Source organism: Streptomyces sp. NPDC001393 (assembly GCF_053597455.1).
Map to the genome: position 1 here is coordinate 1 of NZ_JBSFIH010000075.1, position 22,184 is coordinate 22,184.

The 22,184-nt window shown below is 69.9% G+C and carries 19 protein-coding genes, 4 pseudogenes and 1 CRISPR repeat array; of the genes and pseudogenes, 13 read left to right on the top strand and 10 right to left on the bottom strand.

Annotated elements, in window-relative coordinates; translation table 11 throughout:
- Nucleotides 1-132: 132 nt before the first annotated feature.
- Nucleotides 133-672 carry a MarR family winged helix-turn-helix transcriptional regulator gene (locus tag ACWC2T_RS41380; RefSeq protein ID WP_071384617.1) on the bottom strand — a complete coding sequence of 180 codons (540 nt, stop codon included), beginning with the start codon at nt 670-672 and terminating at the stop codon, nt 133-135.
- Between the two features lie 23 nt (nt 673-695).
- On the opposite strand from ACWC2T_RS41380, the gene ACWC2T_RS41385 reads away from it, so the two are divergent.
- A complete protein-coding gene (locus tag ACWC2T_RS41385; protein WP_450675451.1) occupies nt 696-1,157 on the top strand; it encodes a hypothetical protein in 462 nt (153 codons plus the stop codon).
- Between the two features lie 436 nt (nt 1,158-1,593).
- On the opposite strand, the pseudogene ACWC2T_RS41390 reads toward ACWC2T_RS41385, so the two are convergent.
- The 4 genes and pseudogenes from ACWC2T_RS41390 to ACWC2T_RS41405 all read right to left on the bottom strand — a co-directional run.
- Nucleotides 1,594-1,788 (bottom strand): annotated as a pseudogene (locus ACWC2T_RS41390) (hypothetical protein); the annotation flags it as partial.
- 137 nt (nt 1,789-1,925) lie between these two features.
- Nucleotides 1,926-3,761 carry a DUF2637 domain-containing protein gene (locus tag ACWC2T_RS41395; protein ID WP_450675452.1) on the bottom strand — a complete coding sequence of 612 codons (1,836 nt, stop codon included), beginning with the start codon at nt 3,759-3,761 and terminating at the stop codon, nt 1,926-1,928.
- A gap of 292 nt (nt 3,762-4,053) precedes the next feature.
- Complete coding sequence (locus ACWC2T_RS41400; RefSeq protein ID WP_450675453.1) at nt 4,054-4,593, bottom strand: GNAT family N-acetyltransferase; 540 nt, start codon at nt 4,591-4,593, stop codon at nt 4,054-4,056.
- Nucleotides 4,590-5,873 carry an XRE family transcriptional regulator gene (locus ACWC2T_RS41405; RefSeq protein ID WP_450675454.1) on the bottom strand — a complete coding sequence of 428 codons (1,284 nt, stop codon included), beginning with the start codon at nt 5,871-5,873 and terminating at the stop codon, nt 4,590-4,592. Before ACWC2T_RS41405 ends, ACWC2T_RS41400 begins: the two co-directional genes overlap by 4 nt.
- A gap of 337 nt (nt 5,874-6,210) precedes the next feature.
- Here ACWC2T_RS41405 and ACWC2T_RS41410 point away from each other — a divergent pair, with 337 nt between their 5' ends.
- The 10 genes and pseudogenes from ACWC2T_RS41410 to ACWC2T_RS41455 form a co-directional block, all read left to right on the top strand.
- Nucleotides 6,211-6,687, top strand: coding sequence for an ATP-binding protein (locus ACWC2T_RS41410; RefSeq protein WP_450675455.1), 477 nt, complete (start codon nt 6,211-6,213; stop codon nt 6,685-6,687).
- Between the two features lie 56 nt (nt 6,688-6,743).
- On the top strand, nt 6,744-7,148 hold the full coding sequence (locus ACWC2T_RS41415; protein WP_450675456.1) for a DUF6415 family natural product biosynthesis protein: 405 nt from the start codon (nt 6,744-6,746) through the stop codon (nt 7,146-7,148).
- Complete coding sequence (locus ACWC2T_RS41420) at nt 7,145-7,615, top strand: ATP-binding protein (RefSeq protein ID WP_450675457.1); 471 nt, start codon at nt 7,145-7,147, stop codon at nt 7,613-7,615. The genes ACWC2T_RS41415 and ACWC2T_RS41420 overlap by 4 nt, the downstream gene beginning before the upstream one ends.
- A 257-nt stretch (nt 7,616-7,872) precedes the next feature.
- Nucleotides 7,873-8,166 carry a putative ATP-grasp-modified RiPP gene (gene tgmA / locus ACWC2T_RS41425; protein ID WP_450675458.1) on the top strand — a complete coding sequence of 98 codons (294 nt, stop codon included), beginning with the start codon at nt 7,873-7,875 and terminating at the stop codon, nt 8,164-8,166.
- The gene (tgmB, locus tag ACWC2T_RS41430) at nt 8,163-9,110 is read left to right on the top strand and encodes an ATP-grasp ribosomal peptide maturase (protein ID WP_450675459.1); all 948 of its coding nucleotides are present in this window, start codon (nt 8,163-8,165) and stop codon (nt 9,108-9,110) included. The genes tgmA and tgmB overlap by 4 nt, the downstream gene beginning before the upstream one ends.
- Nucleotides 9,107-10,225, top strand: coding sequence for an ATP-grasp peptide maturase system methyltransferase (tgmC, locus tag ACWC2T_RS41435; RefSeq protein ID WP_450675460.1), 1,119 nt, complete (start codon nt 9,107-9,109; stop codon nt 10,223-10,225). Before tgmB ends, tgmC begins: the two co-directional genes overlap by 4 nt.
- A 459-nt stretch (nt 10,226-10,684) precedes the next feature.
- Entirely contained in the window at nt 10,685-11,179 is a 495-nt protein-coding gene (locus ACWC2T_RS41440; protein ID WP_450675461.1) for an NUDIX domain-containing protein, read from the top strand.
- Nucleotides 11,180-11,273: 94 nt separating this feature from the next.
- Nucleotides 11,274-11,732: a hypothetical protein gene (locus ACWC2T_RS41445; RefSeq protein WP_450675462.1), complete on the top strand. Its 459-nt coding sequence runs from the start codon at nt 11,274-11,276 to the stop codon at nt 11,730-11,732.
- Between the two features lie 99 nt (nt 11,733-11,831).
- Nucleotides 11,832-12,245: pseudogene (locus ACWC2T_RS41450) on the top strand (TnsA-like heteromeric transposase endonuclease subunit); the annotation flags it as partial.
- A 204-nt stretch (nt 12,246-12,449) separates the two neighbouring features.
- Nucleotides 12,450-15,041: a CRISPR direct-repeat array (repeat unit 29 nt; unit sequence GTCCTCCCCGCCGACGCGGGGGTGTTCCG).
- Between the two features lie 44 nt (nt 15,042-15,085).
- Nucleotides 15,086-15,452 (top strand): annotated as a pseudogene (locus ACWC2T_RS41455) (transposase); the annotation flags it as partial.
- A 114-nt stretch (nt 15,453-15,566) separates the two neighbouring features.
- Here the strand turns inward: ACWC2T_RS41455 and ACWC2T_RS41460 are convergent.
- The 5 genes and pseudogenes from ACWC2T_RS41460 to ACWC2T_RS41480 form a co-directional block, all read right to left on the bottom strand.
- Nucleotides 15,567-16,154: an AAA family ATPase gene (locus tag ACWC2T_RS41460; RefSeq protein WP_450675463.1), complete on the bottom strand. Its 588-nt coding sequence runs from the start codon at nt 16,152-16,154 to the stop codon at nt 15,567-15,569.
- Nucleotides 16,151-16,675, bottom strand: a pseudogene (locus ACWC2T_RS41465) (DUF6042 family protein); the annotation flags it as partial. The pseudogene ACWC2T_RS41465 and the gene ACWC2T_RS41460, both read right to left, overlap by 4 nt.
- Nucleotides 16,582-16,965, bottom strand: a complete 384-nt coding sequence (locus tag ACWC2T_RS41470; RefSeq protein ID WP_450675477.1) for a DUF6042 family protein — start codon at nt 16,963-16,965, stop codon at nt 16,582-16,584. The pseudogene ACWC2T_RS41465 and the gene ACWC2T_RS41470, both read right to left, overlap by 94 nt.
- Before the next feature lie 64 nt (nt 16,966-17,029).
- Nucleotides 17,030-17,383 carry a hypothetical protein gene (locus ACWC2T_RS41475; protein WP_450675464.1) on the bottom strand — a complete coding sequence of 118 codons (354 nt, stop codon included), beginning with the start codon at nt 17,381-17,383 and terminating at the stop codon, nt 17,030-17,032.
- 111 nt (nt 17,384-17,494) lie between these two features.
- Nucleotides 17,495-18,355, bottom strand: coding sequence for a JmjC domain-containing protein (locus ACWC2T_RS41480; RefSeq protein ID WP_450675465.1), 861 nt, complete (start codon nt 18,353-18,355; stop codon nt 17,495-17,497).
- Between the two features lie 290 nt (nt 18,356-18,645).
- On the opposite strand from ACWC2T_RS41480, the gene ACWC2T_RS41485 reads away from it, so the two are divergent.
- Nucleotides 18,646-20,025, top strand: coding sequence for a His/Gly/Thr/Pro-type tRNA ligase C-terminal domain-containing protein (locus tag ACWC2T_RS41485; RefSeq protein ID WP_450675466.1), 1,380 nt, complete (start codon nt 18,646-18,648; stop codon nt 20,023-20,025).
- Between the two features lie 27 nt (nt 20,026-20,052).
- Nucleotides 20,053-22,179 carry an AMP-binding protein gene (locus ACWC2T_RS41490; RefSeq protein ID WP_450675467.1) on the top strand — a complete coding sequence of 709 codons (2,127 nt, stop codon included), beginning with the start codon at nt 20,053-20,055 and terminating at the stop codon, nt 22,177-22,179.
- The last annotated feature ends 5 nt before the right edge of the window (nt 22,180-22,184 follow it).

Sequence of the window (22,184 nt, forward strand, 5' to 3'; positions counted from 1 at the left end):
GGACGAACCGCCCCCATCTCTCCCGTCATCAACCGGAGTTCATGCCCATCCAGCCCGAACCAAACGATCACGTTCGGAAAGCGGATGACGTCTGAGACCTGACGGCGAGAAGCAACACCATCGACTCGGGGTTCACCGGTGGCGGCTGTCTGCCTCCGCCTGGATCAGCATCCGCTTGAGCAGGGCGCTGAGTGCGTCCTGCTCTGCCGGGTCGAGCGGGGCGACCATCGAGTCCTCCGCCTGCCCGCGCAGCTCCATCGCGGCCAGCCAGCGGGTGCGCCCCGCCTCGGTGAGCTCCACGTCCACCCGGCGTCGGTCCTGACTGCTGCGCACACGCCGCACCAGACCTGACTGTTCAAGGGTGTCCAGACGGCCTGTCATGCCAGCAGGGGAGAGCATGAGTTCAGCCGCTAGCTCGGAGGGGGTGGCCCGCCCCGGGGCCTCGCGCGCGCCGAGCCGGTGCAGTGTGGCGAACTCGAACTCCTGCAAGCCAACCTCGGCCAGGGCGCGGTCTTTGGCTTGGCCGACATGCTTGGCCAGGAGCTGAATGCGGGTGATGATCCCCTCCACCCGCGCGTCGAACGGGGCCTTGCCGCGCCAGCGTGCAAGGTGCACGTCGACGGAGTCGTCCCCTTCTGCGGGCCGCTCCCGGCCCTGACTCTCGGTGTCCATGCTTTTGCCGCAGACGGATGCCGATGCGCCGCCCGCTGGTCGGCGTGGCCGTGGGCGCGGCCGTCTTCGCGCTGCCGCTGGCGGCCTTCGGGCTGGAACTGGCGCTGCCCTGGGCGGCGTCTGCGTACTTCCTGGCGATGTTCGGTCTAGGAGTGCTCAGCCCGCTGTGGGAGACCGCCATCCAGCGCCGCATCCCGCAGGAGGTGCTCGGGCGGGTAGGCTCCTTCGACGCGCTGATCTCGTTTGCCGCCCGCCCGTTGGGCCTGGCCGTGGCCGTTCCGGTTGCCACCCTCCTCGGCACCTCGGCACCACTGCTGGCAGGTGCGGTGCTCGTGGCAGCGGCGAACCTGGCCGTGCTGCTGCTGCCCGAGGCATGGGAGCACCCGGAGCCGGTCACGGCACGGGGCGATGACAGGCGCGAACCTGTGGCCGGGGCGGGCCAGGGTCAGTCGGAGGCTGGCTCCAGGGCAGCGGACGGCAGGTAGCCGGCTGGGAGGGGAATGGTGGTTCGGGAGCCGTCCAGTCATTGCGTGTGGTGGTTCCTCCGGGGGAGTCCCGCCCTCCTGTTGGCCAATGACTCGCGCTCCCAGACACGAAGATCACGCCGAGCCTGCCGCGCCCCGAGTGAGATGCTGCGGCTGTCTCGGTTCCTACCTCCACGCCGTCGTGCGCGTCTGTCGCTGGCTACACCGAAGACGAACACCAATAACACCACTGCAAGCAGCACTACCAGAATGGTCATGGACACGATGATCGCGACCTGCAACTTCGCTGTCCAGCAGTGCGGTCCCGTCGGAGCGGGGAGAAGTCAACGTGCCCCCTGCGTGCCCGATCGGGCAGTGACGAACGGGGACCAAAGGGGAACGTCGGGCCACGGGCCGAAAACGCCGAGGTCAGCCTCTCGGCTGGTCAGCCCAGATCCAGGTACGCGACCTTCCCCGGCACCGGGTCCAGACCGAAGCAGGCGGCCATCTCCTGGCACGTCAGCGGACACTGCCCGAACCGGTTCCGGTCCGCCAGGGCCTGCAGGATGCGCTGGTAGTCCACTGACAACGCTGCCCAGGACAGCCCCGCACGCCACATCGGCACCACGGACTTCGGCTTCGCCGCGTCCGCGGGCTCGGGACGAACCGGCTGCCCGTCGGAATGGCGCTGGTCCTCGGACGCGACGACGTCGTCGTCCGGGCCCAGCACCTCGCCCACGCGCGAGCGGGCGATGACCCACTGCGTAGTGACGAGCAGGGCGAGGCTTGTTACTGCTGTGGCTGCGCGTGGTGGCGGGTCAGTGCCTGCCAGCGCCGTTCGAAGTCGACGGCCTGCTCGGCGATGTAGTCGGCTGTGAGGGGCCGGTTGTGCTGCGCGGTGACCCCGTGGGCTGCGCACTCCTGCGCAATGGCATCGAGCGACGGGGCTTCGTTGCGCACCCGCTGTTCCGCCCAGAAGTTGTAGACACGGAACGGCAGGAGGTAGCGGCGCAGGGTGGACGGGCTGACCGGCTTTCCGCCGCGGCCGGTCATGCCCTTCTTGCTGGCGAGGTAGGCGGAGAGCTGCTCGGCCTTGGGTTTCTCGCCGTGCTCGGTCTGGTACTCGGTCCAGGCGAGGTAGTAGCGGTCGACGGTGGTGAGCGCGGCGTGCTCCCCGGTCGCGTCGTCGCCCGGCGGCTTGTCGATGGGGGCGCTCACCCAGGGGCTGCGCGCCTCCTTGGCGGGGTACGCGCCCGCGCCGGCCGTTGTCTGCGCAGACTCCTCCTCGTTCGGGAGGGAATCGTCGGCGGGTGCCTGCGCGGCGGGCTCGGTGGCTTCCCCGTCGGCGGGCGGCTTAGTCTCGTCGAACTCGCGCTGCCGGAAGGTGGAGACGAAGTACTCCACGTCCGCGCCTGTGACGGGCCGGCCACTGCCGCCGGTGATCTGGTCCCGCTCGTAGACGTACGCGGCCAGGGCGTCCGCGTCGGGGTAGGCCCCGTGCTCCTGCGCGTACGCGAGCCAGGCGTTGTAGAAGTAGTCACCCCAGCCGTCGTCCGCGTCGCTCGGGTCTTGGGGTTCGGTCCCGTCCTCGGCTGCGGGCGTGTGGCGCTGCTTGAGGAGCTGCAGCAGGGGTTCGAGTTGCTCGTCGGACAGTGGCCCGCCGGCCGCGGTGGCGATGCCGTACTGGTCTTGGAGCCACACAGCGAACTGCGAGTTCGTGGGCACGAATCCGAAGGCGGCGATCCAGTCCTGGTAGGCGCTGGCGAGGTGTTGGGTGTTCCCTTCGTCCGCCAGGCCGTGCCACGGCTCCCCGGGGACAGTTCGCAGCTGCTCCACCAGTTGGGGTTGCGCGCCGCGCACCGGCGCCGGTTCCTTCTCCTGGTCGACGGCGGCCTCGAGTTCGGAGCTCTGCCGCCGAGGCGGAACCGTGGTCCGCTCGGCGGTGAACTGAATCGGAAGCTCGTCAATGCCCGCGGCGGCCAGCCCGGCCGGGGCCGTCTCGGCCAGGGGGACGCCGTAGCGGGCGAGGCGCAGCGGCATCAGCGACTCCACCGGGGCCTTGCGGCGCCAGGCACGGCCGAAACGGGAGCGGAGGCCGGCCTGGTAGACGAGGCGTTCCTGTTCGAGCTTGATGACCTGGTCGTAGGAGCGCAGCTCCCACAGCTTCATGCGGCGCCAGAGAAGGAAGGTGGGGCCAGGTGAGAGCAGCCAGCGGGTGAGGCGGACGCCCTCCATGTGCTTGTCGGCTGTGATGTCGGCGATCCGTCCGATCGCGTGCCGGGCGGCCTCGACCGCGACGACGAACAGGACCGGGATCACCGCGTGCATGCCCACGCCCAGCGGGTCGGGCCAGGCCGCCGCCCCGTTGAAGGCGATGGTGGCGGCCGTCAGGAGCCAGGCCGTCTGCCGCAGCAGCGGGAAGGGGATGCGGATCCAGGTCAGCAACAGGTCCAGGGCCAGCAGGACACAGATACCGGCGTCGATGCCGATCGGGAAGACATAGGCGAACTTCCCGAAGCCCTTCTTGATGGCCAGCTCACGGACGGCCGCGTAGGAGCCGGCGAAGCCGATACCAGCGATGATCGAGGCACCGGTCACGACCACACCGATGAGAACACGGTGCATTCGAGCCAGCCGCGGCGGTGCCGTCACATAATCGCCCTTCCGAAACAGCAGTCAACAGGTATCACCCTGTCACGAACCAGACGAACCCAGAAACAGCAGGAGACGAACCTGGCCGGATCACAACGGTTGAGCTTCCCGAACGCACCTGGGTGCAGCCCGGTGAACGGGCTATCCAGACGGTTCGGATGCGGTGATGACACCGGGCACCGCAAGGTCGTCCCAGACGCGACCACCGGAGCCTGGCGAGACTGCCAGAATCGCGGCCAGCCTGGGCCTGTGCCGCCCGCCCGCGTCAATGGGTGGCGCGGATCATGACGGTGAGGACCGGCGAGGCCGCTGATGGCTGGCTCTGACCGATGTCGCGGTAGCCCCACGACTCGTAGAGGCTGTGGACCTTCCCGTCGCCGGCCGCTGGGTTCACCATGAGCGTCACGTTCGGCTCATCTCGCGTGGCGAGGAAGGTGTCGTGCATTCGCCGGGCGGTGCCGGTCTTCCGCCGCGCTGGCCGTACGCCGATCTCCTTCAAGGCCACGGCCGGGCGGCTGGTATATTCCTCCGCCGGTTCCGGGGTGGTGCGCTGCCAGTACCGGTCACCATGCTCGATGCGGTTGCCGTAGACGTAGCCGACCGGCTGATCGTCCGCGTATGCGAGGACGGCTGTGAACCCCGGCTCGGCACCGTGCCGGTCCAGCCGCTCGCCGAACGCGTGGATCGCATAGTTCGGCAGATGGAGCAGCGGGGCACGAACCTCCGCGTACACGTCGATCACGTCACCACGGATGAGCTCCAGATCGGTGAACGTGCGGAGTTCGGTCACGGGCGCAGTGGTCATGCGGTGGCCTTCCAGGCGTCGCGGGTGTGCTCGGTCCAGGTCTGCACGGTGGAGCTACGCGGCGCCCGCGCACGCAGCGCTGCACCGAATTCTTGCAACATCCGGGACACACGGGCGTGTTGGGTAGCGGCGTCGGCAGGAACCTTCATGGCGGTGGCCGTGGCGGCTTCGACGTCGCCTTGGGCGAGTTGAGCGTGTGCGAGGCGCGTGGTGGTGATGGCGTGGGACCGGCGCATGTGCGGCCGCAGGGTGGACAGGCAGCGGTGGGCGTGGGATTCCGCGGTCGGGTAGTCACCGAGGCAGAGGTAGGCAGAGAGCGCGAGTGAATGCAGCTCAGCCTGGTCGTAGAAGGCGAGCAGCCACATTGGCCGGTAGGCGTGAGGGTCAGCGCGATCAAGGGCTTCCTCGGCCTGGGCGAACGCGCGGCGGGCGCTGGCGCGGTCCTGGGCCGCGCCAAAGATGGCTCCGTGACGGGCCAAGCCGAGGGAGGCGAACATCGGATCCCGGCGCGTGATGTGCAGGTTGCGCGCGACGTCGTTCGCGGCAGAGGCTTCGGCGGGCCGGCCGATGTGCCGGAACATGGTTCCCGTATGGCTCCAGATGCGGAACTTGATCTCTTGGTCACCGCTCATCTCGGCGAGGGCCTGGGCCTCGCGCATGTGCGCCTTGGCGTCGGAGTATCGGCGGCCGTCGATCGCCGCCCACATCGCGGAGGAACGGAACGAGGCGGCGCACGCGTAGAGGTTGTTGCGTACGCGCTGGGTGGCGCTGCCGGCGTTCTGGAGGTTCAGTGCCTCGTCGGCGAGCGCGGCGGCTCGCTGCTCGATGACGAGCTGGCCGCCGTAGCGGTGGTCACTGGCGATGATCTCGGCGAAGCGTCGCTGTAGACGCTCGATGTCGCTCGTGCCAATACGGCGGGGTCCTACGGTGCCGGGCGCGGCCGCTGCTGCTGCGGCAGCAGCGATGCCGCCGACGAGGTTACGACGCTTCATATCGGGGTCCTCCTGCGGTGGGGCTGGGGCGGACGGAGTCCGGCCCCGTGGGACGAACCCTAAAGCGGCTGCGGGCAGGCCGCTGACGTCCTCAAGTGCTGCTCGCTGGGCGGATTTGGGCCACCGGACCTTGCCCGCCTTCCAGCCCCGGATGGAGGAGCCGTCCAGTCCGCCGGGCCGTCCGGTAAGGCGCTCATGGGCCTGATTCACCGCTTCAGCCAGGCTATTGGAGCTGTAGCCGTGCTCTTCCATCCACGCCTCAAGAGCCTCATTGCGCGTGGCTTTCATGCCCGCACCGTAGCGGTTACGCTGCGCGCCCGCCAGGCAAAGCGACAGTCAAATCACCCTAGGGTCTTCTGTCGGATCAGCATCCGATCGCCCTAACCAGCCTGCCACTCACCAGAGTTACCTGGTTACCGCCAGCCGCCGTCCGCGCGACTGGCCGTTGACGGCCCTGCCCGCTCCTTCGCCCCCGTAAGGGATGGGCAGGGCACCGAACCGACCGCGAGCACGAGGCAAACGACATGACGACTGCCCACCTCCCGGCCTCGGGGCGCACCCGTCGAAGCGCCTTAGACGCCGCTGAATCCCCCCTGCTGGCCCCGCGCTCCCCCCAGAGGACGTGATGACGACGACAGCCGCACGGGCGCCTTATCCCGGCCTGCGCCGTGACGGGGACCTGATGGACGAATGTATTCGGGTTGCTCCGCGCCGCAATGACATGCTGCCCCGCCAAGAGGACGCATGGCGCATCGGCACCATGCGCCGGATCGCTGCCGCGAAACTCCGGTTCGGCGGATGCGAGGCATTGATGCACGACGCGATGCTGATCGTGTCCGAGTTGCTGACGAACGCCCTCCTCCACAGCGGCACCCAGGAGATCCGGCTCCGCCTCATCCTCCGGGGCGGCTTTCTCCGCATCACGGTCGACGACGGAATGCCGGCCACCATCGAGCCCCACCCCGCAGATGACGACGCCGAAGCGGGCAGGGGTCTCGCCCTCGTCGCCGCACTGGTGAAGGAGAACGATGGGGCCTGGGGCAGCAACGACCAGGGAACGGGCGTGTGGTGCGACCTCCGCAGGGAGGTCGAGAGCCGGTGACCGCGACCATGCTCCCCAGCCGCACGAGTTGGGCCGTGCCCAGGTGGAACCACTCGATGGAACCCGCGCAGCTCCCGGGCGAGGCAGCCTTACGGGCAGCGCTCCGGGCGGTCCGCGCCTGGAAGCCCTACGACGGGGACGCCTTGCTTGACGACGCCGGCGATGTTCTCGACACCGTGGCACCGCCCGAGGAGCGGGTGGAAGACCTGGGCCAGCGACTGCGCGGCGACCTGATGCAGCTCGTAGGGATCGCCACCACATTCGAGGTCGAGAAGCAGGATCCGCGGGCCGTGCAGGTTATCGGCAGCGCCCGTCAGTCGATCCAGGCCGAGATACCGGGCTACTACGGGAAGGCCGTGAGCCACCTGCGACGAATGGGGTGGGCGGTCCAGGAGTTACTCGAGCTGCTGGTCGAAATCGGGTGCGTAAAGGCGCCGGACTCTCTGAGCGAGGTGCCGTGACCGCTCCCGAATCCCTCTCCTCCGCCGGTTCGGTTCTGCTCCGCAGGACCACCGAGCTTCCCGGCATCCGGCGCGCAGTCCTGACGGCCCGCTTATGGACCCGAACAACGGTCACCGCGATGAACTGGGGCGGCGACATGATGCGCGCCGTGGAAGTCGTCAGCCGGCTCGTGGACAACGGCATACGCCACGGCCTGCTCACCCACATGCCCCTGGAGGACCGCAGACTTTCCCTGGCTGTGTCCCTCACGGATGCCGGCGCCATCGTCTTCGACGTCTCCGACACTGTTCCGGCCTTCCCTGACTGGGAGGCCGCCATCCGTGGGGAAAAGGGCCGCGGCCTGTGGCACGTCGCCCGCCTGGGAGCCCGGGTCACCTGGTTCCTGCCGCAGGAAGACGGCGGCAAGACCGTGCGCGCTGTGCTCGGCCCGGACCGGTGGCCAATGAACCGCACGCCTACCCCATGACTTCTGCCCGGCGGCCCGGACGCCTTCACGGCCCTGGCCATCGGACAGACCAAAGACTCCCGGCGCGGGGATGGACAACACCGAACCGCCCCCCAACGGCTCGAACACCGCCCCGCGCCGGGGACCGACGCGCCGGTTGACCACACGCACGAAGGACAGGCAGCCGGCGTCGGGCGGGCCCGCGGAGCCTCCCCCGGGCTCCACCTCTGCAGCGGGCCCGCCCACCCACCCCTGCAACTGCGACACAGAGGAGACGCATGTTCGTCCACTCCGACCGCCTGCCCACGAGCACGGCGGTCCCGCAGGGCACCATCACCCCGGCCCCCTGGGGCATCAGCCGCATGGCGCCCTACCCGACGATGGCCCCCGGCTACGCCCGGATCGAGCTGAACCCCTCCACCCAGACCGCCGTATTCTTCGACCACTCCGGCCAGGTGATGGAGATGCCCGGCCACGGCACCAGCACCGGCACCAGCCCCTCCACGGGCACCAGCCCCGACGGCAACGGCAGCACCCAGGACAGTGACCAGGGGAGCGACAACGACCAGTGAGTGACCCGCGTCCGGTGTTGGTCGTCACCAGCTTGTACGACCCCACCGCCGACGTGGTGATCAGCGAGCTGCACGACCGGGGTATCCCGGTCGTGCGGTTCGACTCGGGGGACTTCCCCGCATCACTGTCGGTGGAGGCAGAGATCACCCAGGACGGGATCCGGGGGCGCCTCGACACCCCGTCCCGTACTGCCCACCTCGACCATGTCCGCGCGCTCTACTACCGGCGCCCGACCGGCTTCGCCTTCCCGCACCTCGAGGAGCAGGACGCACGGTTCGCCATCACCCAGGCCCGGTACGGCCTCGGGGGCGTGATCGCATCACTTCCCGACTGCCGGTACGTGAACCACCCGCACTTCATCGGCGACGCCGAATTCAAGCCCTCCGGCCTGGCCGCCGCGGTGGAGGCCGGCCTCCAGGTGCCGCGCACACTCATCACGTCGAACCCCGACGCCGCCCGAGCCTTCATCAAGCAGCACGGCCCCACGATCTACAAGCCCCTATGGAACCCCATTTATCGGGTCGACGACGTCTCCTGCGTCGTCAAGATCGCCGAGGTGGCCGCCGAGGACATCGACGAGCGGGTGGCCGGCACCGCCCACATGTACCAGCAGCGCATACCGAAGAGCGCCGACATCCGTGTGACCGTCATCGGCCCGCGCACCTTCAGTGTCCGGATCGACTCCGACCTCCTGGACTGGCGGACCGACTACAGCCGCTTGAGCTACACCCCTGTGCCCACGCCTGCGAAGATCGAGCTGTCGCTCCACGAGTACATGGACCACTTCGGGCTCCATTTCGGCGCTTTCGACTTCGCCCTGGACGCCGAAGGGCAATGGTGGTTCCTCGAATGCAACCCGTCCGGCCAATGGCACTGGCTGGAGCACGAGACCGGCCTGCCAATGTGCGCAGCCCTGGCCGACCTACTGGAAAGGAAGCCGTGAGCGACCACGACCAGCTCCTTGGGCAGCTCATCGACAACATGACCGCCAGCGGCTCCCTGCGCACACAGCCGTGGAAGGACGCCGCCGCGACCGTGCCCAGGCACGAATTCCTCCGCAACGGCTTCTTCCGCGTGGTACCCGGCTCGTCGCCCACCGCCTGGGCCCCGGTCTTGGAGGACGGGGACGGCTGGCTCGAGGCCTGCTACGCCGACGAATCCCTGGTGACGCAGATCGCAGGCACGATCAAACCGACCGACATCCGCGGCGAGATCATGCGCGAACCGACCAGCTCGAGCACACTCCCCTCGCTCGTGCTGCGCATGCTCGAGGACCTCGAGGTGGAGCCGGACATGAAGGTGCTGGAGATCGGCACCGGCACCGGCTACTCGACCGCGGTGCTCTGCGCCCGCCTGGGTGACGGCCGCGTCACCTCGATCGAGTACGACGAGGAGGTGGCTCTGCGGGCCCGGGAGGCTCTCGGCCGGCTCGGCACGTACCCCAACCTCCTGATCGGGGACGGCCTCCTCGGCGAGAACGAGGAAGCGCCGTACGACCGGATCATCGCCACCTGCGCCGTACAGACGGTGCCCGGGGCCTGGCTCGAACAGACCCGGCCCGGCGGACAGATCCTGACGACTATCGGTGGCTGGCTGAACGCGTCCGAACTGGTACGCCTGACGGTCCACGACGACGACACGGCATCCGGGTCGGTGCTGGGCGGACAGGTCAGTTTCATGCTCGCCCGCCCCCACCAGGCGCCTCCGCTCGGCCTGCTCCCGGACCTCAGCGCGGGCAAGAAACGCGAGGCCGTCATCGGTGCCGACGTTCTAAACGACTGGACGACACGCTTCATCACACAATTCGCTGTGCCGACTGCGCAGCGCCTAAAACTGCGGCACGGCCAACACGCCGAGGAGGTACTCGTCGACGTCGGCACCGGCTCGTTCGCCTCGCTCCAGGAAGAAGACGGCCGCTGGATCGTTCGACAGGGCGGTCCTGACCGGCTCTGGGACGACGTCGAGGAGCACCTCGGCCGCTGGCATGCCGCCGGGACGCCGGCCGTGGAGGAGGCCACTGTCCGCGTAAACCCGCAGGGCCAGAGCATCCTCTGGTAAGTCCCATGCCCGGCCCCGCCCGTCTCCCCTCCCCTGGCGGATGGGCGGGGTCTTCCGCTGCACACGGGCGTTTGGCGGGCTCGACCTCGCGATCGTGGACGAGGCCCAGTACGGCCGGGCACCTCGGGCGGCCCTGGACCGCGATCTACGACAACGCCGGCATCCCCTCCGACTACCAGCTCTGCCTCACCGCAACCCCGCGCATCCTCGCCTCGCCCAGGCCGCCGAAGGGCGGTGGAACCCACGGATGTCCGGGAGGCCACACCAACCTGGCGAGGAACCTACTAGGACAGAAAGGGCAATCTGCCTAGATCAAATGCCCTCTGAGAGGTTCCCGCCGAGTCTGCTCGGCGAAGTGATCCACCTCAGCGAATCTGCACGGTGCAGCCCCTACTCCAGAGGGCCTGCCGATGAGGCGGACATGCCAGCGATGTCAGAGGGGCCTGCGATCGTTGGCTTATGGATGAGTTGATCGAGCAGGTGGACGAGCAAGACCAGGTGCTGGGCGTGGTACACCGTAGCGAGGCTGTCCGCCATGATTGGTTGCACCGCATCGCCGTCACGGTGTGTCGCGACCGGGCCGGACGGATCCTCGTTCATCAACGCTCTCGGCGAGTCTCCCGGTTTCCCGGGTACTACGAGGTCGCGGTCGGCGGAGCCGTTGCCGTGGGCGAATCCTACGAAGAGGCCGCGCGTCGGGAGCTGGCCGAGGAGATGGGCGTCGGTGCGCCCGTCCGGTTCATACTCAGGTTCCTGAATCGAAGTGGGCTCAGCCCTCACTGGCTCGCTGTCCATGAGGCGGTCGTCCCCGACAGCGTTGCCCCCAGTGTTGATGAAGTCGCATGGCATGGCTGGCTGGCGGAGTCCGAACTACCCGAGTTCATGCGGCGGCAGCCCTTCACGCCGGACAGCGGCCCACTGCTCAGCCGCTACCTCCTCGCCACCAGACAGTGAGCATCCGGGCCGCCGGCGCCCAGCCGAGTCGGCTGCAGTGTCAGTGGCAGCCCCTACTCTTCCTCGCGTCGCTGATGATCAAGGGGAGGCTCGCGTGACCGCCGAGGACACGACGATGAAGCGTATTGAGGAAGCCATCGGGCTGCAGCACGCAGGGGATGGCGACGGCGCTCGGTACCGGTTCGCCGAGATCTGGAAAGAGATAACGCCAGATGGTGATCCTTTCCACCGCTGCGTTCTCGCTCACTACATGGCTGATCTCCAACAGGACCCGCAGGATGAACTCGCATGGGATTTGCGGGCATTGGAAGCGGCCGGTGCTGTGACCGACGACCGCGCCAAACAGCACGACGCGTCATTGGCGATCCGGGGGTTCTACCCGTCGCTGCACCTCAATCTCGCTGCCGACTATCACAAGCTGGGGGACGATGGTCGCGCCCGCGCCCACCTGTCCCAGGCACAGCAGTTTGTCGATGCACTTGGCGATGACGGCTACGGGCAAGGCATCCGATCAGCACTGCAGCGGCTGGCCTTTGAACTCGGTATTTCGTGATGTCGGGCCGTCGATCGCGTCGGCCGGGTCGATCACTCGGAGGAGAGGTTTGGTCCCAATTGTTCTTCCTGGTCCCATCGGATCTGCACAGTTACTCACATGGGGGCAGGAGAGACGGCTGGGCGGGTGCTGCCGGACTGGGGCGGATTCGAGGTCGGGTGGCGGGACGACGCTGGTGAAGAACATCGGCTGCCGTTGACCGATGCGGTCTCGGTGCCGTTCGAGGCGGGGCGGCCGGTTCGCGGCTTTCCGTCGTATCGCGGGCAGCGGCACTTTCCAGGTCTGTACTGGTCGGCGACGACCGGCGGGCATGTGGGGTTCGAGTCGTGGCTGGAGCGGGATCACGCGATGCTGCTCGACTTCACACCGGATGTGACGGGTCTGCTGTCGCAGCCGTTCTTGCTGTTCTGGAAGGACGAGCGAGGCAAGCGAGTCTCGCACGCTCCGGACTACTTCGCTCGGTTCGATGACGGGCGGGGACTGCTGGTGGACTGCCGGCCGTTGGACCAGATCGACGCTCGGTCGTCGGCCTGCGGAACACCCCCGCGGCGGCGGGGAGGACCTGCTCATGGCGGTCATTGGCCCGTGGATCCGCGGAGCACCCCCGCGGCGGCGGGGAGGACCACCAGGCTCGACGCATCTCGGAAGACCTGGACGGAGCACCCCCGCGTCGGCGGGGAGGACCATGACGGGTCGGCCAGCAGGTCCCGGATCGCCGTCCTCCCCGCCGACGCGGGGGTGTTCCGCTGCCGACGCCAGTCACGGTGTCGATGGACACGTCCTCCCCGCCGACGCGGGGGTGTTCCGTCCGCGGCCGACACCTCCAAGCCGAAGGCTTCCGTCCTCCCCGCCGACGCGGGGGTGTTCCGCAGCCGGCGTGTGCAGCGTCGTGGTCGTCGGTGTCCTCCCCGCCGACGCGGGGGTGTTCCGCACGGGGACTTCGCGCTGTACGATCCGGCGGCGTCCTCCCCGCCGACGCGGGGGTGTTCCGTGGTTGATGGCCTTGGCCAGCGCCACGATGTCGTCCTCCCCGCCGACGCGGGGGTGTTCCGGCCGGATGCAAGCCCGGCGGAACCGTCCTCGAGTCCTCCCCGCCGACGCGGGGGTGTTCCGAATGGCAAGTCTGCGCTTGCCGCGGGTATCGGGTCCTCCCCGCCGACGCGGGGGTGTTCCGTCGTACGGCCCCCCGGGGATTCCCTGGGGGGCGTCCTCCCCGCCGACGCGGGGGTGTTCCGGCGACCGCGAAGGCAACCGCGATCGTTCACCGGTCCTCCCCGCCGACGCGGGGGTGTTCCGGACGCCATTACGGCGGAACTGTCCTGGGTTGCGTCCTCCCCGCCGACGCGGGGGTGTTCCGACTTCATGGTCTACATCGACCGCGCCTTGATCGTCCTCCCCGCCGACGCGGGGGTGTTCCGAACAGGGTGCCCTGCCCGGCCGAGTTGAGCGTGTCCTCCCCGCCGACGCGGGGGTGTTCCGCAGGATGCGGAGGCCCTCCGTGCGGCGGTCGAGTCCTCCCCGCCGACGCGGGGGTGTTCCGCTCTGAACGGTGTCCGGAGCCCAGACGATGGCGTCCTCCCCGCCGACGCGGGGGTGTTCCGCAGTCAGGGCGCATGCCGCCGCTATGCCAGCCGTCCTCCCCGCCGACGCGGGGGTGTTCCGGCGGACCCGGACCGCGTGCTGTTCAACGGCAGGTCCTCCCCGCCGACGCGGGGGTGTTCCGGCCCTCGACGAGGCACGCAACCTCAACCACCGGTCCTCCCCGCCGACGCGGGGGTGTTCCGGCCGTGATTCAGGTGTTCCACCTGTACGCGCGGTCCTCCCCGCCGACGCGGGGGTGTTCCGTTGGCCGTCCACGGGGCGGGCTCGGTGAACCCGTCCTCCCCGCCGACGCGGGGGTGTTCCGCGGGTGTCGCTGGAGTCCGGCGCCGAGTGGGTGTCCTCCCCGCCGACGCGGGGGTGTTCCTACGGGCCCACGCCCATTCCAACGCCACCCCCGGTCCTCCCCGCCGACGCGGGGGTGTTCCGACCGACCGCCTGGTGCGTCCGGTCGCCGAGGCGTCCTCCCCGCCGACGCGGGGGTGTTCCGGTGTCTGGGCGAGCCTGTACGGCACCATCGACGTCCTCCCCGCCGACGCGGGGGTGTTCCGTCGCCGCCATCAACTACCTCGTCTCCATCGGCGTCCTCCCCGCCGACGCGGGGGTGTTCCGCGCACTCGCACCGTCGCATGCCAGCCGTGCCGGTCCTCCCCGCCGACGCGGGGGTGTTCCGTGGCCCGGGGTCCCGCCCGGCGCCTGAGCGGTGTCCTCCCCGCCGACGCGGGGGTGTTCCCCCGTCCCCACCCACACCCCCGTCCCTCCTGCCGTCCTCCCCGCCGACGCGGGGGTGTTCCGGACGAGAGGCTGGCAACTCTCGGTGGAGGCGTGTCCTCCCCGCCGACGCGGGGGTGTTCCGTTGCCCGGGACCATGTTGTGCCCGTAGTGCCCGTCCTCCCCGCCGACGCGGGGGTGTTCCGGCCATCGAGGACCGCCCGGTGGTGGAGAAGAAGTCCTCCCCGCCGACGCGGGGGTGTTCCGACGCCCATCGTCATCACCGGCGCGGACCGGCTGTCCTCCCCGCCGACGCGGGGGTGTTCCGGCCTTGCCCGTCCCCACGGCGCCGCCCCCGGTGTCCTCCCCGCCGACGCGGGGGTGTTCCGGCGGCCAGGTCCTCGCCGCGCTCGATGACGAGGTCCTCCCCGCCGACGCGGGGGTGTTCCGCACGCCCGTGGCCTTGCGCACCGTGATGTCGCGTCCTCCCCGCCGACGCGGGGGTGTTCCGTTGGTCGTCCACAGCGCCGGTTCCTGGAATCCGTCCTCCCCGCCAACGCGGGGGTGTTCCGCAGTCCACCGACCAGACCGCCGCCGGGGGGTGGTCCTCCCCGCCGACGCGGGGGTGTTCCGCCTCAGGGAGAGCAGATGGGCGCTGGGACTGGGTCCTCCCCGCCGACGCGGGGGTGTTCCGACTTCTCGCTTCGCGTCCCAGTCCATGGGCTGGTCCTCCCCGCCGACGCGGGGGTGTTCCGTTCGGCTCCGGCATCCGGTTTCACGGGGGCCAGTCCTCCCCGCCGACGCGGGGGTGTTCCGGTGGTGTGTCGCCTGGCCGAGGAGGTACGCGCGTCCTCCCCGCCGACGCGGGGGTGTTCCGCCGCTGGAGCTGCACCACATCCACATCGAGTGGTCCTCCCCGCCGACGCGGGGGTGTTCCGTCGATGCTCCGCCACGTGCTGGCCGGCCGGTCATCCTCCCCGCCGACGCGGGGGTGTTCCGAACCAGCGGTTGGCAGACCGCTGTGACTTGCTGTCCTCCCCGTCGTCGCCGCGCTGGAGACCGGCCGCACGTCGTGGTGCCAGCTGCTGGACGCGGTCCGGCTCGGTCCCGACGACGATGTCGCCGAAGTCACCGCAGCCCAGGTCCGCCGCGTTGTCACCGACCTGATCGCCCAGGGGCAGTGGGAAGCCGGTGACGACGACATCCTGGTCGTCTTCGACTCTGGCTACGACGCCCCGCGCATGGCCTACCTCCTTACCGGCCTGCCCGTCGAGGTGCTGGGACGGATGCGTGCGGACCGTGTCATGCGACGGCCGGCACCCTCGCTCAAGGAGTACGCCCTGTCCTATCCCCAAGGGCGGGCGACCGCCGAAGCACGGCAAGGAGTTCCGCTTCGCCAGGCCCGATAGCTGACATCGCCGAGTTGGTCGCCGAGGCCGCGGTTCTCCTCTACGTTCAGCCCGCGCAGCGACGACGCATGGCGGAATCACGCAGAAGGCGTCACGAAGCAGCTCAGCAGAACCCCTAGTGCACCTCTGAATGGTTCGCTAAACGATCGATCGGGAGCACCTGGTCCAGGCCGCTCTCGTGCAGGATCTGCTGGATGGTGTCATTCAGGGTGCTTGCCGCGTCGATAACGGTCTCCAGGCCGTCGGGCAGCAGGTCCTTGTCTCGGTACCAGTCGCGCAGGTGGTCTTCGGTGACGTGCTTGAGGTACTGGGCATCAGCTTTCGTCGCGTGCCGGAGCACCGTCTCGGTGTAGGGCACGTCAAGGTAGTAGCAGCGTGAGACACCTCGGTGGGCGCGCACCAGGTCCTGGAGCATCGTGCCGTAGCGGTCGGCGTACAGGATGCCCTCCACGACTACATGGAAGCCGTTGTTGAGGGCGTAGCGGGCGGTGAGGTCGATCAGGCCGATGTTGGCGCCGCCGGGCCGGTCGCGTTCGCGCAGCACGATGCGGCGCAGGTTGTCCTGGCCGACGATCGCGAGGTTGCGGCCGAACTTCTCGCGCAGACCGGCCGCGACGGACGACTTTCCCGAGGCACTGTTGCCCCGGATCACGATCAGGCGCGTGCCTTCCGTTCCCACCGTGCCCGGCACGCTCTCCCTCACGCGTCGTCGCCCTTGATGCTCAGCTGCACCCGGTGCTCGTGGAAGTGGTCCCAGTTCATGACCAGGCGGAAGCGCTGGTGAGCCTCCAGGCGTTCTGCGTCGGCCGGTTCCTGGCCGCGCTGCACGCGGGCGTCCCCGGACTGAACGAGCTCCGCGAGGGCGATGCGGACGCCGTCGGCATCCTGGCTGGTGGCGGCCGCCAGCCGGTCCAGGGATGTGAGGATCTCCTCCGGTTCGCCCAGATCGTCGACCAAGTGGTTGATGAGCCCGTCGACGAGCGGGCCGGTGCGCAAGGTCCAGCGGATCCGGTCGAGCCGCTTGGCGAGGTCGGCGTCCAGGGTCAGCAGGTCACCAGGCAACGGCAGCGCAGCGGGCATCGACTAGCGGGTGCCGTCCGGTGTCTCCTCGCGGCGCGCCAGGCCCCACGTCAGGTAGAGCTCGGAGAGGTCCCGCACGGTCTTGGGCACCGGGTAGCCGACGGCCGTGAGCATGGCGCCGAACTTCTCCCAGCGATGTGCCTCGTTCGCTTCGCGCCCCTCTGGCGCCTCCTCGTAGTCCCATTCCTCATCGGGCCAGGAGAACGTGAGCGCGCCGTCGAGGTCGCCGCGCCGATCATGTCCCAGTGGCCGTCGAAGATCTCCTGCAGGAGGTCGTCCAGGGAGCCGGTGAAACCGGGCTGACTCGCGGTCCCGATCAGCATCGTCAGCGGGAAGCCCTGGCGGGGCAGGACGTGGTCCCAGCCCGACGCCCACCAGTCGTTGTGCATCGCCAGGTCCCGGCGCGGCCCAGGCACCGACGGGTTCTCAGTCATCCGCAGCTCTTCCTCCAGAACGATCGGCGCTCGCAGCGTACGCACCGTGTTGCGCGAAGCGTTGTCACGCGCGCCCGGCCCAGGCTTGATGGTGGGACGCGACGTGCAGCCCCTCGCGCAGGCGGCCACGCAGGACACCAACGCGTGTCCTGCCCTCCACGACTTGGAGCCCGCTGTCTGACGGGTCCAGGAGGCGTCGGTCGATCAGGAGCGGCGGGCGCAGCCACGTACCGTGCTCTTCCCAGTGCCGGCCCACCTCCGGGCGGCGAAGCTTGACCCAGTACCCCGGGTTGTCGGCGTAGCTCTCGATACAGCCGGCATCGGACGCTCCGGTCGGTATCCCGACGAAGTCCGCAGCCGGGATCGTCTCCAGCCGCCACCTGACCTCGAGCAGGTTGATGCGGCCGTAGTCGGACACGAAGGCGGCGTTGTCCCCGTGATCGAAGAGAAACTACTCGAGGACGTCGTCCGGCCAGTGCAGGGATGCCAGCGCCAGGTGGGGATGGCTCACAACCCGGGGTCCCTAGGATCAAAGATCCTCATCAGTCTCCGGTGCGCGGAGCAGCTCGGCGAGTTCACTCGGCGGGAGGTAGCCGGTCAGGCCCGCGCGAAGCCAGGCCAGGCGTTCGTGGCGGGCCGTGGCCGGGGAAGTCCCGGGGACGGCGTGGGCGGCCGTGGTGCGGAGGAAGCCGGTGACCGCACGGGCCGCCACCGCTCGGGCGCTGTGCGCTACGGCGGTGAGCAGCAGGTGCAGTGAGCCGCCCCCGCGGACCGTGGCCGTGTACGGGTGGCCCGGGGGGAGGTAGAGGGCGTCGCCGGCCGTGAGGGTGACCGTCGCCACCGGGTCTTCGGCGCCGGCGGTGTCGGTCTCGGGGTCCGCGGTGTTCCAGCGGGTCTGTCCGTCGAGCTGGAGGACGAACAGGTGCTCCGGTGCATGGCGGACGCGGGTGCCGTCCGTCTCGGTGCCGGGGACGAAGGCGGCGCGGCGGACCGGGGCGGCCGCGCCGAGCACGAGGGTCGCCCGGACGGTGGTGCCGAGGTCCTCGCTCAGGCCGGTCAGCAGGTCCGCGATCCACGACTCGTGCTGCTCGGCATGGTCCAGGCGGAAGGTGACGTTCCTGGCGGCCCGGGTGCGGGTGGCCGGGCGTGCCGGGGCGGTGCTGGTGTCCTCGGGGACGGCGCCGGTGCACGGAAGGGCGGGCAGGCCGGTGCCGATGCGGGACCTGATGCCGGCGCGGGTCAGGAGGCCGGGCGGGAAGCGGGACGGCAGGAACGCGGTGCTGACACCCCAGACCTCGCCGTGGAAGGTGTCCGTGTCGCCGACGAACGAGGCCAGACGGACCGGTGGCCGCAAGGTCTCTTCGGCTTCACGCGAAGACGTGACGGCCATGTTTTCCCGCCTCCTGTGTCAAAAAGCCCCACCGGCGCTCGGTTCTCCCAGGAAGTTAGGAGAGCCGGGTCCGAAAGGGCAACGGCCGCCCATGGGGGCTCCAGCCGGATTCCAGCAGGCTTCCAGCGGGCGAACGGAGGAACCGCCGGAGCGGTAGGGGAAAGAGAACGCCTTGAGTCCGCGTACAGTCGCCGTCCATTTTCGTTGACCGTCGTGAATACCCCCTCCTAGCCTCTCGGTCGTCGTGCCGGTCTCAGGGACCCGGTTCTTCAATTCCGCAGGAGGGATCAATGGGGCAGGCCGTTGACGTCCGGATTCTGGGGGATTCCGGCGAGCTTCTGTGGCAGGGGCCGGAGTCCGGGTACAAGGATGTGCTCGCCTCGCTCGATCCGGGGAACTCGGCGCTGCGCATGCTGGCCGGCGGGGATCCGGAGCACCGCTGCGCCCGGGACGAGGTGATGCGGACCGCGGAGGCGCTGGAGCTGCTCAGCCGGCGCGGGGTGCCGCGGGGGTTCCTGACGACGCTGCCCCGGGGAGCCCTCTTCGAGGCGGGCGTGGACGCCTTCAACGCCCCGCACCTGGCCGCGCTCGACGTCCACCCCGTGCATTTCCCGCTCGTCTTCGACGGCTCCGGCCCGGCGATGACCGAGCTGACCGCCGACTACGCGGCCCAGCAGCGGATGTTCGAGCTGACGGAGAAGGGCGGCGGGCTCCGGCTGAGCTACGCGGCGGACCCCAACCTGTTCTCCTGGCTGCAGGACACTACGCTGGACCGGTCCCGGCTGCCGTACGCGATGTACAGCCCGCAGCCGGTGTTCCGCCGGTTCAGGTCGGGCGAGACGAACATCCAGCGCAGGCGGCAGTTCACGGTGCCCGACGTGCATGTCCTGGCCGCGCCGGAATCCGCCGCCGAACAGTATCTGCACGCATTGGCACTGGCGGCGGAGTCCACTGCTTTCTGGTTCGGCCGGGACTATGTGCACGTTCTCGATTCGGTGGTCGGCACCACTCAGGACACGGACGATTTCTATCGTCAGGCGGCGAAGAGCGCGGCCGGGATCACCGTCGTACGACGGCTGCCCGCGCACCCGAAATACTATGCGCAGAAGACCGCGATCCTCGTTTCCTCCGGTTATGACGCGGTCATGCTGCAGAACATCCAGTTAGACGAGATCAACGCGCCGCGCTTCGGGATCCGGCTGGCGGACGGGGAGTTCCCCGTGATCCTCCACGCCTGTGTCGCCATGGGCGGCTCGCGGATGATGCCGCTGGTCCTCGGGCGGGGCCTTGCGGGTCTGGGGCCGAAGGAGATACCGGCGGAACTCGCCGCCGTACAGGTGGCGTTCGTCCCGCTGGCCGAGAAGCACGTCGGCCGGGCGTACGAGCTGGCCGGCACGCTGTGGACGCGGGATGTGCGGACGGCCGTGGACCTTGAGTTCCGGCGGCCGGTGCGGGCCAGGATCGGCCGGCTGCGCCGCGACTGGCAGCCGCTGTACTGCGTGATCGGTGACCGGGAGCTGACCGAGGCGCCCGCGCTGCAGACGTCGGGCGGGCAGCGGATCGAGGAGCCCTACGAGCCGTACCTGGCCGAGCGGTTGCCGCGGTGGCTGCGGTGTCTTCCGCGTACTCCGGCCGGAACGGCGGCCGCGTCGCCGGTCCTCAGTTCCTGACGGTCGTTCAGAAGGGTTGATGTTCCGATGACTGCATGGCGGCCGGCGCTGGCGGAGCTTTCGGCGGGTGCCCGCGTGGTGCTGCGATGTCCGAGCGGGCAGGAACTGGCCGAGGCGCTGACCGCCTGCTTCGAGCGGGAGCTCGTCAGCGTCCCGCTCTCGCCGAAGTGCACCGACCGGGAGCTGGCCGGGATGGCCGGGCGGGTGGGCGCGTCCCTCGTGCTCGACGGTCCCGCCCTCACTTGCCGGAGCCTGGACGGCGACCCCGCACACCCCGAGGCCGGCGGGCTCGCCTGCATCATGTTCACCTCGGGCTCCACGGGACGGCCCAAAGGGGTCAAGCTCGACCGGGACGCCCTCCTCGGCAACGCCCTCAAGACCGCCCGTCTGCACCGCTTCTCCCCCGGCCGGCCGCACGGCACCTGTCTGCCGCTGTACCACTGCAACGCCATCGTCATGTCGCTGACGGGGACGTGGGCCACCGGCACGCCGCTCGTCGTTTCCCAGCCCTTCGACCCGGACCGGTACTTCAAGGAACTCCAGGCCGCCGGCGCGCGTACCGCGTCCGTCGTACCGGCCCTGCTGCACGAACTGGTGCGGGCGAGGCCCCCGTGGCCAGACGGGCTCGAGTACCTCATCACCGCCGCCGCGCCCCTCACCAGCGACCTCGCCCGCCGCTTCCACGAGGCCTACGGGCCCCGGCTGCGCCAGGGCTACGGGCTGACGGAGGCGGTGAACTTCAGCTTCGTCATGCCGCTGCTGGACAGCGCGGGCTTCCGCGAGCAGTACATCGCGCACCAGCCGCCGGTGGGGCTGCCTCTGGAGGGCACCGAACTGCGCCTGGAGGACGGGGAGGTGTGGATCCGTACGCCGGACCGGATGCGCGGCTACTGGGAGGATCTCGAGGCCACCGCTCGCGTCCTGACCGACGACGGCTGGCTGCGCACCGGCGACATGGGAGAGGAACGGGACGGCTTCCTCGTCCTGAAGGGCCGGCGCGACGACCGGGTGAACCGTGGCGGCGAGAAGTACCACCCGCTTCAGATCGAGCAGCGCTGGCGGCAGCGCGGGCTGGACGGCCGGCTGGTGGCGGTCGCGGTGGACGAACCCGCCTACGGGCAGGAGTTCGGGCTGATCGCGCCCGACGCGTCGCCCGCCGGCCTGCGGGCGGTGTACGAGGGGGGTTTCCCGCGGCCCGTGGTCGCCGGTACCGGAGGGTACCTGGCCACCGACACCGGCAAGCCGCGGCGTACGGCGATGGGCCGCCGGCTGGCCGCGCTGCGGGACGATGCCCGGCGCTACGAGGAGTTGCTGCGCTACGCCGCCGCGGCCGCGCGTGCCGTCGTCGACAGCCCCGTACGGCCGGCCACCGCCCAGTCCGCCCACCTGCGCTGCCAGGCGCTGGCGCTGGCGGCGGCGGTGGGCGAGGCAGGGACCGGGGAGACCCGGTCCGCAGCGGTCCGCAGTGCCGCGCACGACGCGCTGGACGCGCTTGTCGAGGGCTGGCCCGAGTTCGCGGAGGGCGCGTGCTCGGGCGAGGACCTGATGCGGCGCCACCCCGGGCTGTGGAAGCGGCTCATGACCGAGTGGCCCATGGACCGCTACCCGGAACTGATCACGCGCGTCCTGACCGCCGGCGGCCTGCTCACCGGACGGGTCCTGGAGGTGGGTTCGGGCGTGGGCAACACCACCTCCCGTGTCGCCCCCCTGGTCGACGGCGACTTCGTCTGGTCGGACCGGCTGCCCGAGCTCGTGGCGCGCGGCACGTGGCAGGGCCGGGGCATCGTCCTCGACCTCGACGCCGAGGCGTCGGCGGGACTCGGCGGGTTCGACACCGTCCTGGCCACCAACGTCGTGCACTGCGTGGCGGACAAGGCGGCGACCCTGCGCCGGCTGCGCGCCATGCTCGCCGACGGCGGCCGTCTGGTGCTGGCGGAGGGGGCGAGCCCCACCACCGCCGGCGGCACTCCGTGGGCGCTGGACTTCCTGTTCTGCCTCTTCGAGGGCTGGTGGGACCGGGGCGGCTTCCGCACCCGGTGGGAGTGGCTGGACCTGCTGCGCGCTGCGGGGTTCGGCGACTTCGGCTTCTCCGCCCTGCGCGCCGGGCCGTACGACCTGGGCGGTGTCGTCTGGGGCGGGACACCGCCCGCCTGACGCCC

Excerpts from the sequence above, each read along its gene's own strand:
- ACWC2T_RS41380 (WP_071384617.1), bottom strand. The coding sequence starts at position 672 with ATGGACACCGAGAGTCAGGGCCGGGAGCGGCCCGCAGAAGGGGACGAC.
- ACWC2T_RS41385 (WP_450675451.1), top strand. The coding sequence starts at position 696 with ATGCGCCGCCCGCTGGTCGGCGTGGCCGTGGGCGCGGCCGTCTTCGCG.
- ACWC2T_RS41395 (WP_450675452.1), bottom strand. The coding sequence starts at position 3,761 with ATGCACCGTGTTCTCATCGGTGTGGTCGTGACCGGTGCCTCGATCATC.
- ACWC2T_RS41400 (WP_450675453.1), bottom strand. The coding sequence starts at position 4,593 with ATGACCACTGCGCCCGTGACCGAACTCCGCACGTTCACCGATCTGGAG.
- ACWC2T_RS41405 (WP_450675454.1), bottom strand. The coding sequence starts at position 5,873 with ATGAAAGCCACGCGCAATGAGGCTCTTGAGGCGTGGATGGAAGAGCAC.
- ACWC2T_RS41410 (WP_450675455.1), top strand. The coding sequence starts at position 6,211 with ATGACGACGACAGCCGCACGGGCGCCTTATCCCGGCCTGCGCCGTGAC.
- ACWC2T_RS41415 (WP_450675456.1), top strand. The coding sequence starts at position 6,744 with ATGGAACCCGCGCAGCTCCCGGGCGAGGCAGCCTTACGGGCAGCGCTC.
- tgmA (WP_450675458.1), top strand. The coding sequence starts at position 7,873 with ATGTTCGTCCACTCCGACCGCCTGCCCACGAGCACGGCGGTCCCGCAG.
- ACWC2T_RS41440 (WP_450675461.1), top strand. The coding sequence starts at position 10,685 with ATGGATGAGTTGATCGAGCAGGTGGACGAGCAAGACCAGGTGCTGGGC.
- ACWC2T_RS41470 (WP_450675477.1), bottom strand. The coding sequence starts at position 16,965 with ATGACTGAGAACCCGTCGGTGCCTGGGCCGCGCCGGGACCTGGCGATG.
- ACWC2T_RS41480 (WP_450675465.1), bottom strand. The coding sequence starts at position 18,355 with ATGGCCGTCACGTCTTCGCGTGAAGCCGAAGAGACCTTGCGGCCACCG.
- ACWC2T_RS41485 (WP_450675466.1), top strand. The coding sequence starts at position 18,646 with ATGGGGCAGGCCGTTGACGTCCGGATTCTGGGGGATTCCGGCGAGCTT.
- ACWC2T_RS41490 (WP_450675467.1), top strand. The coding sequence starts at position 20,053 with ATGACTGCATGGCGGCCGGCGCTGGCGGAGCTTTCGGCGGGTGCCCGC.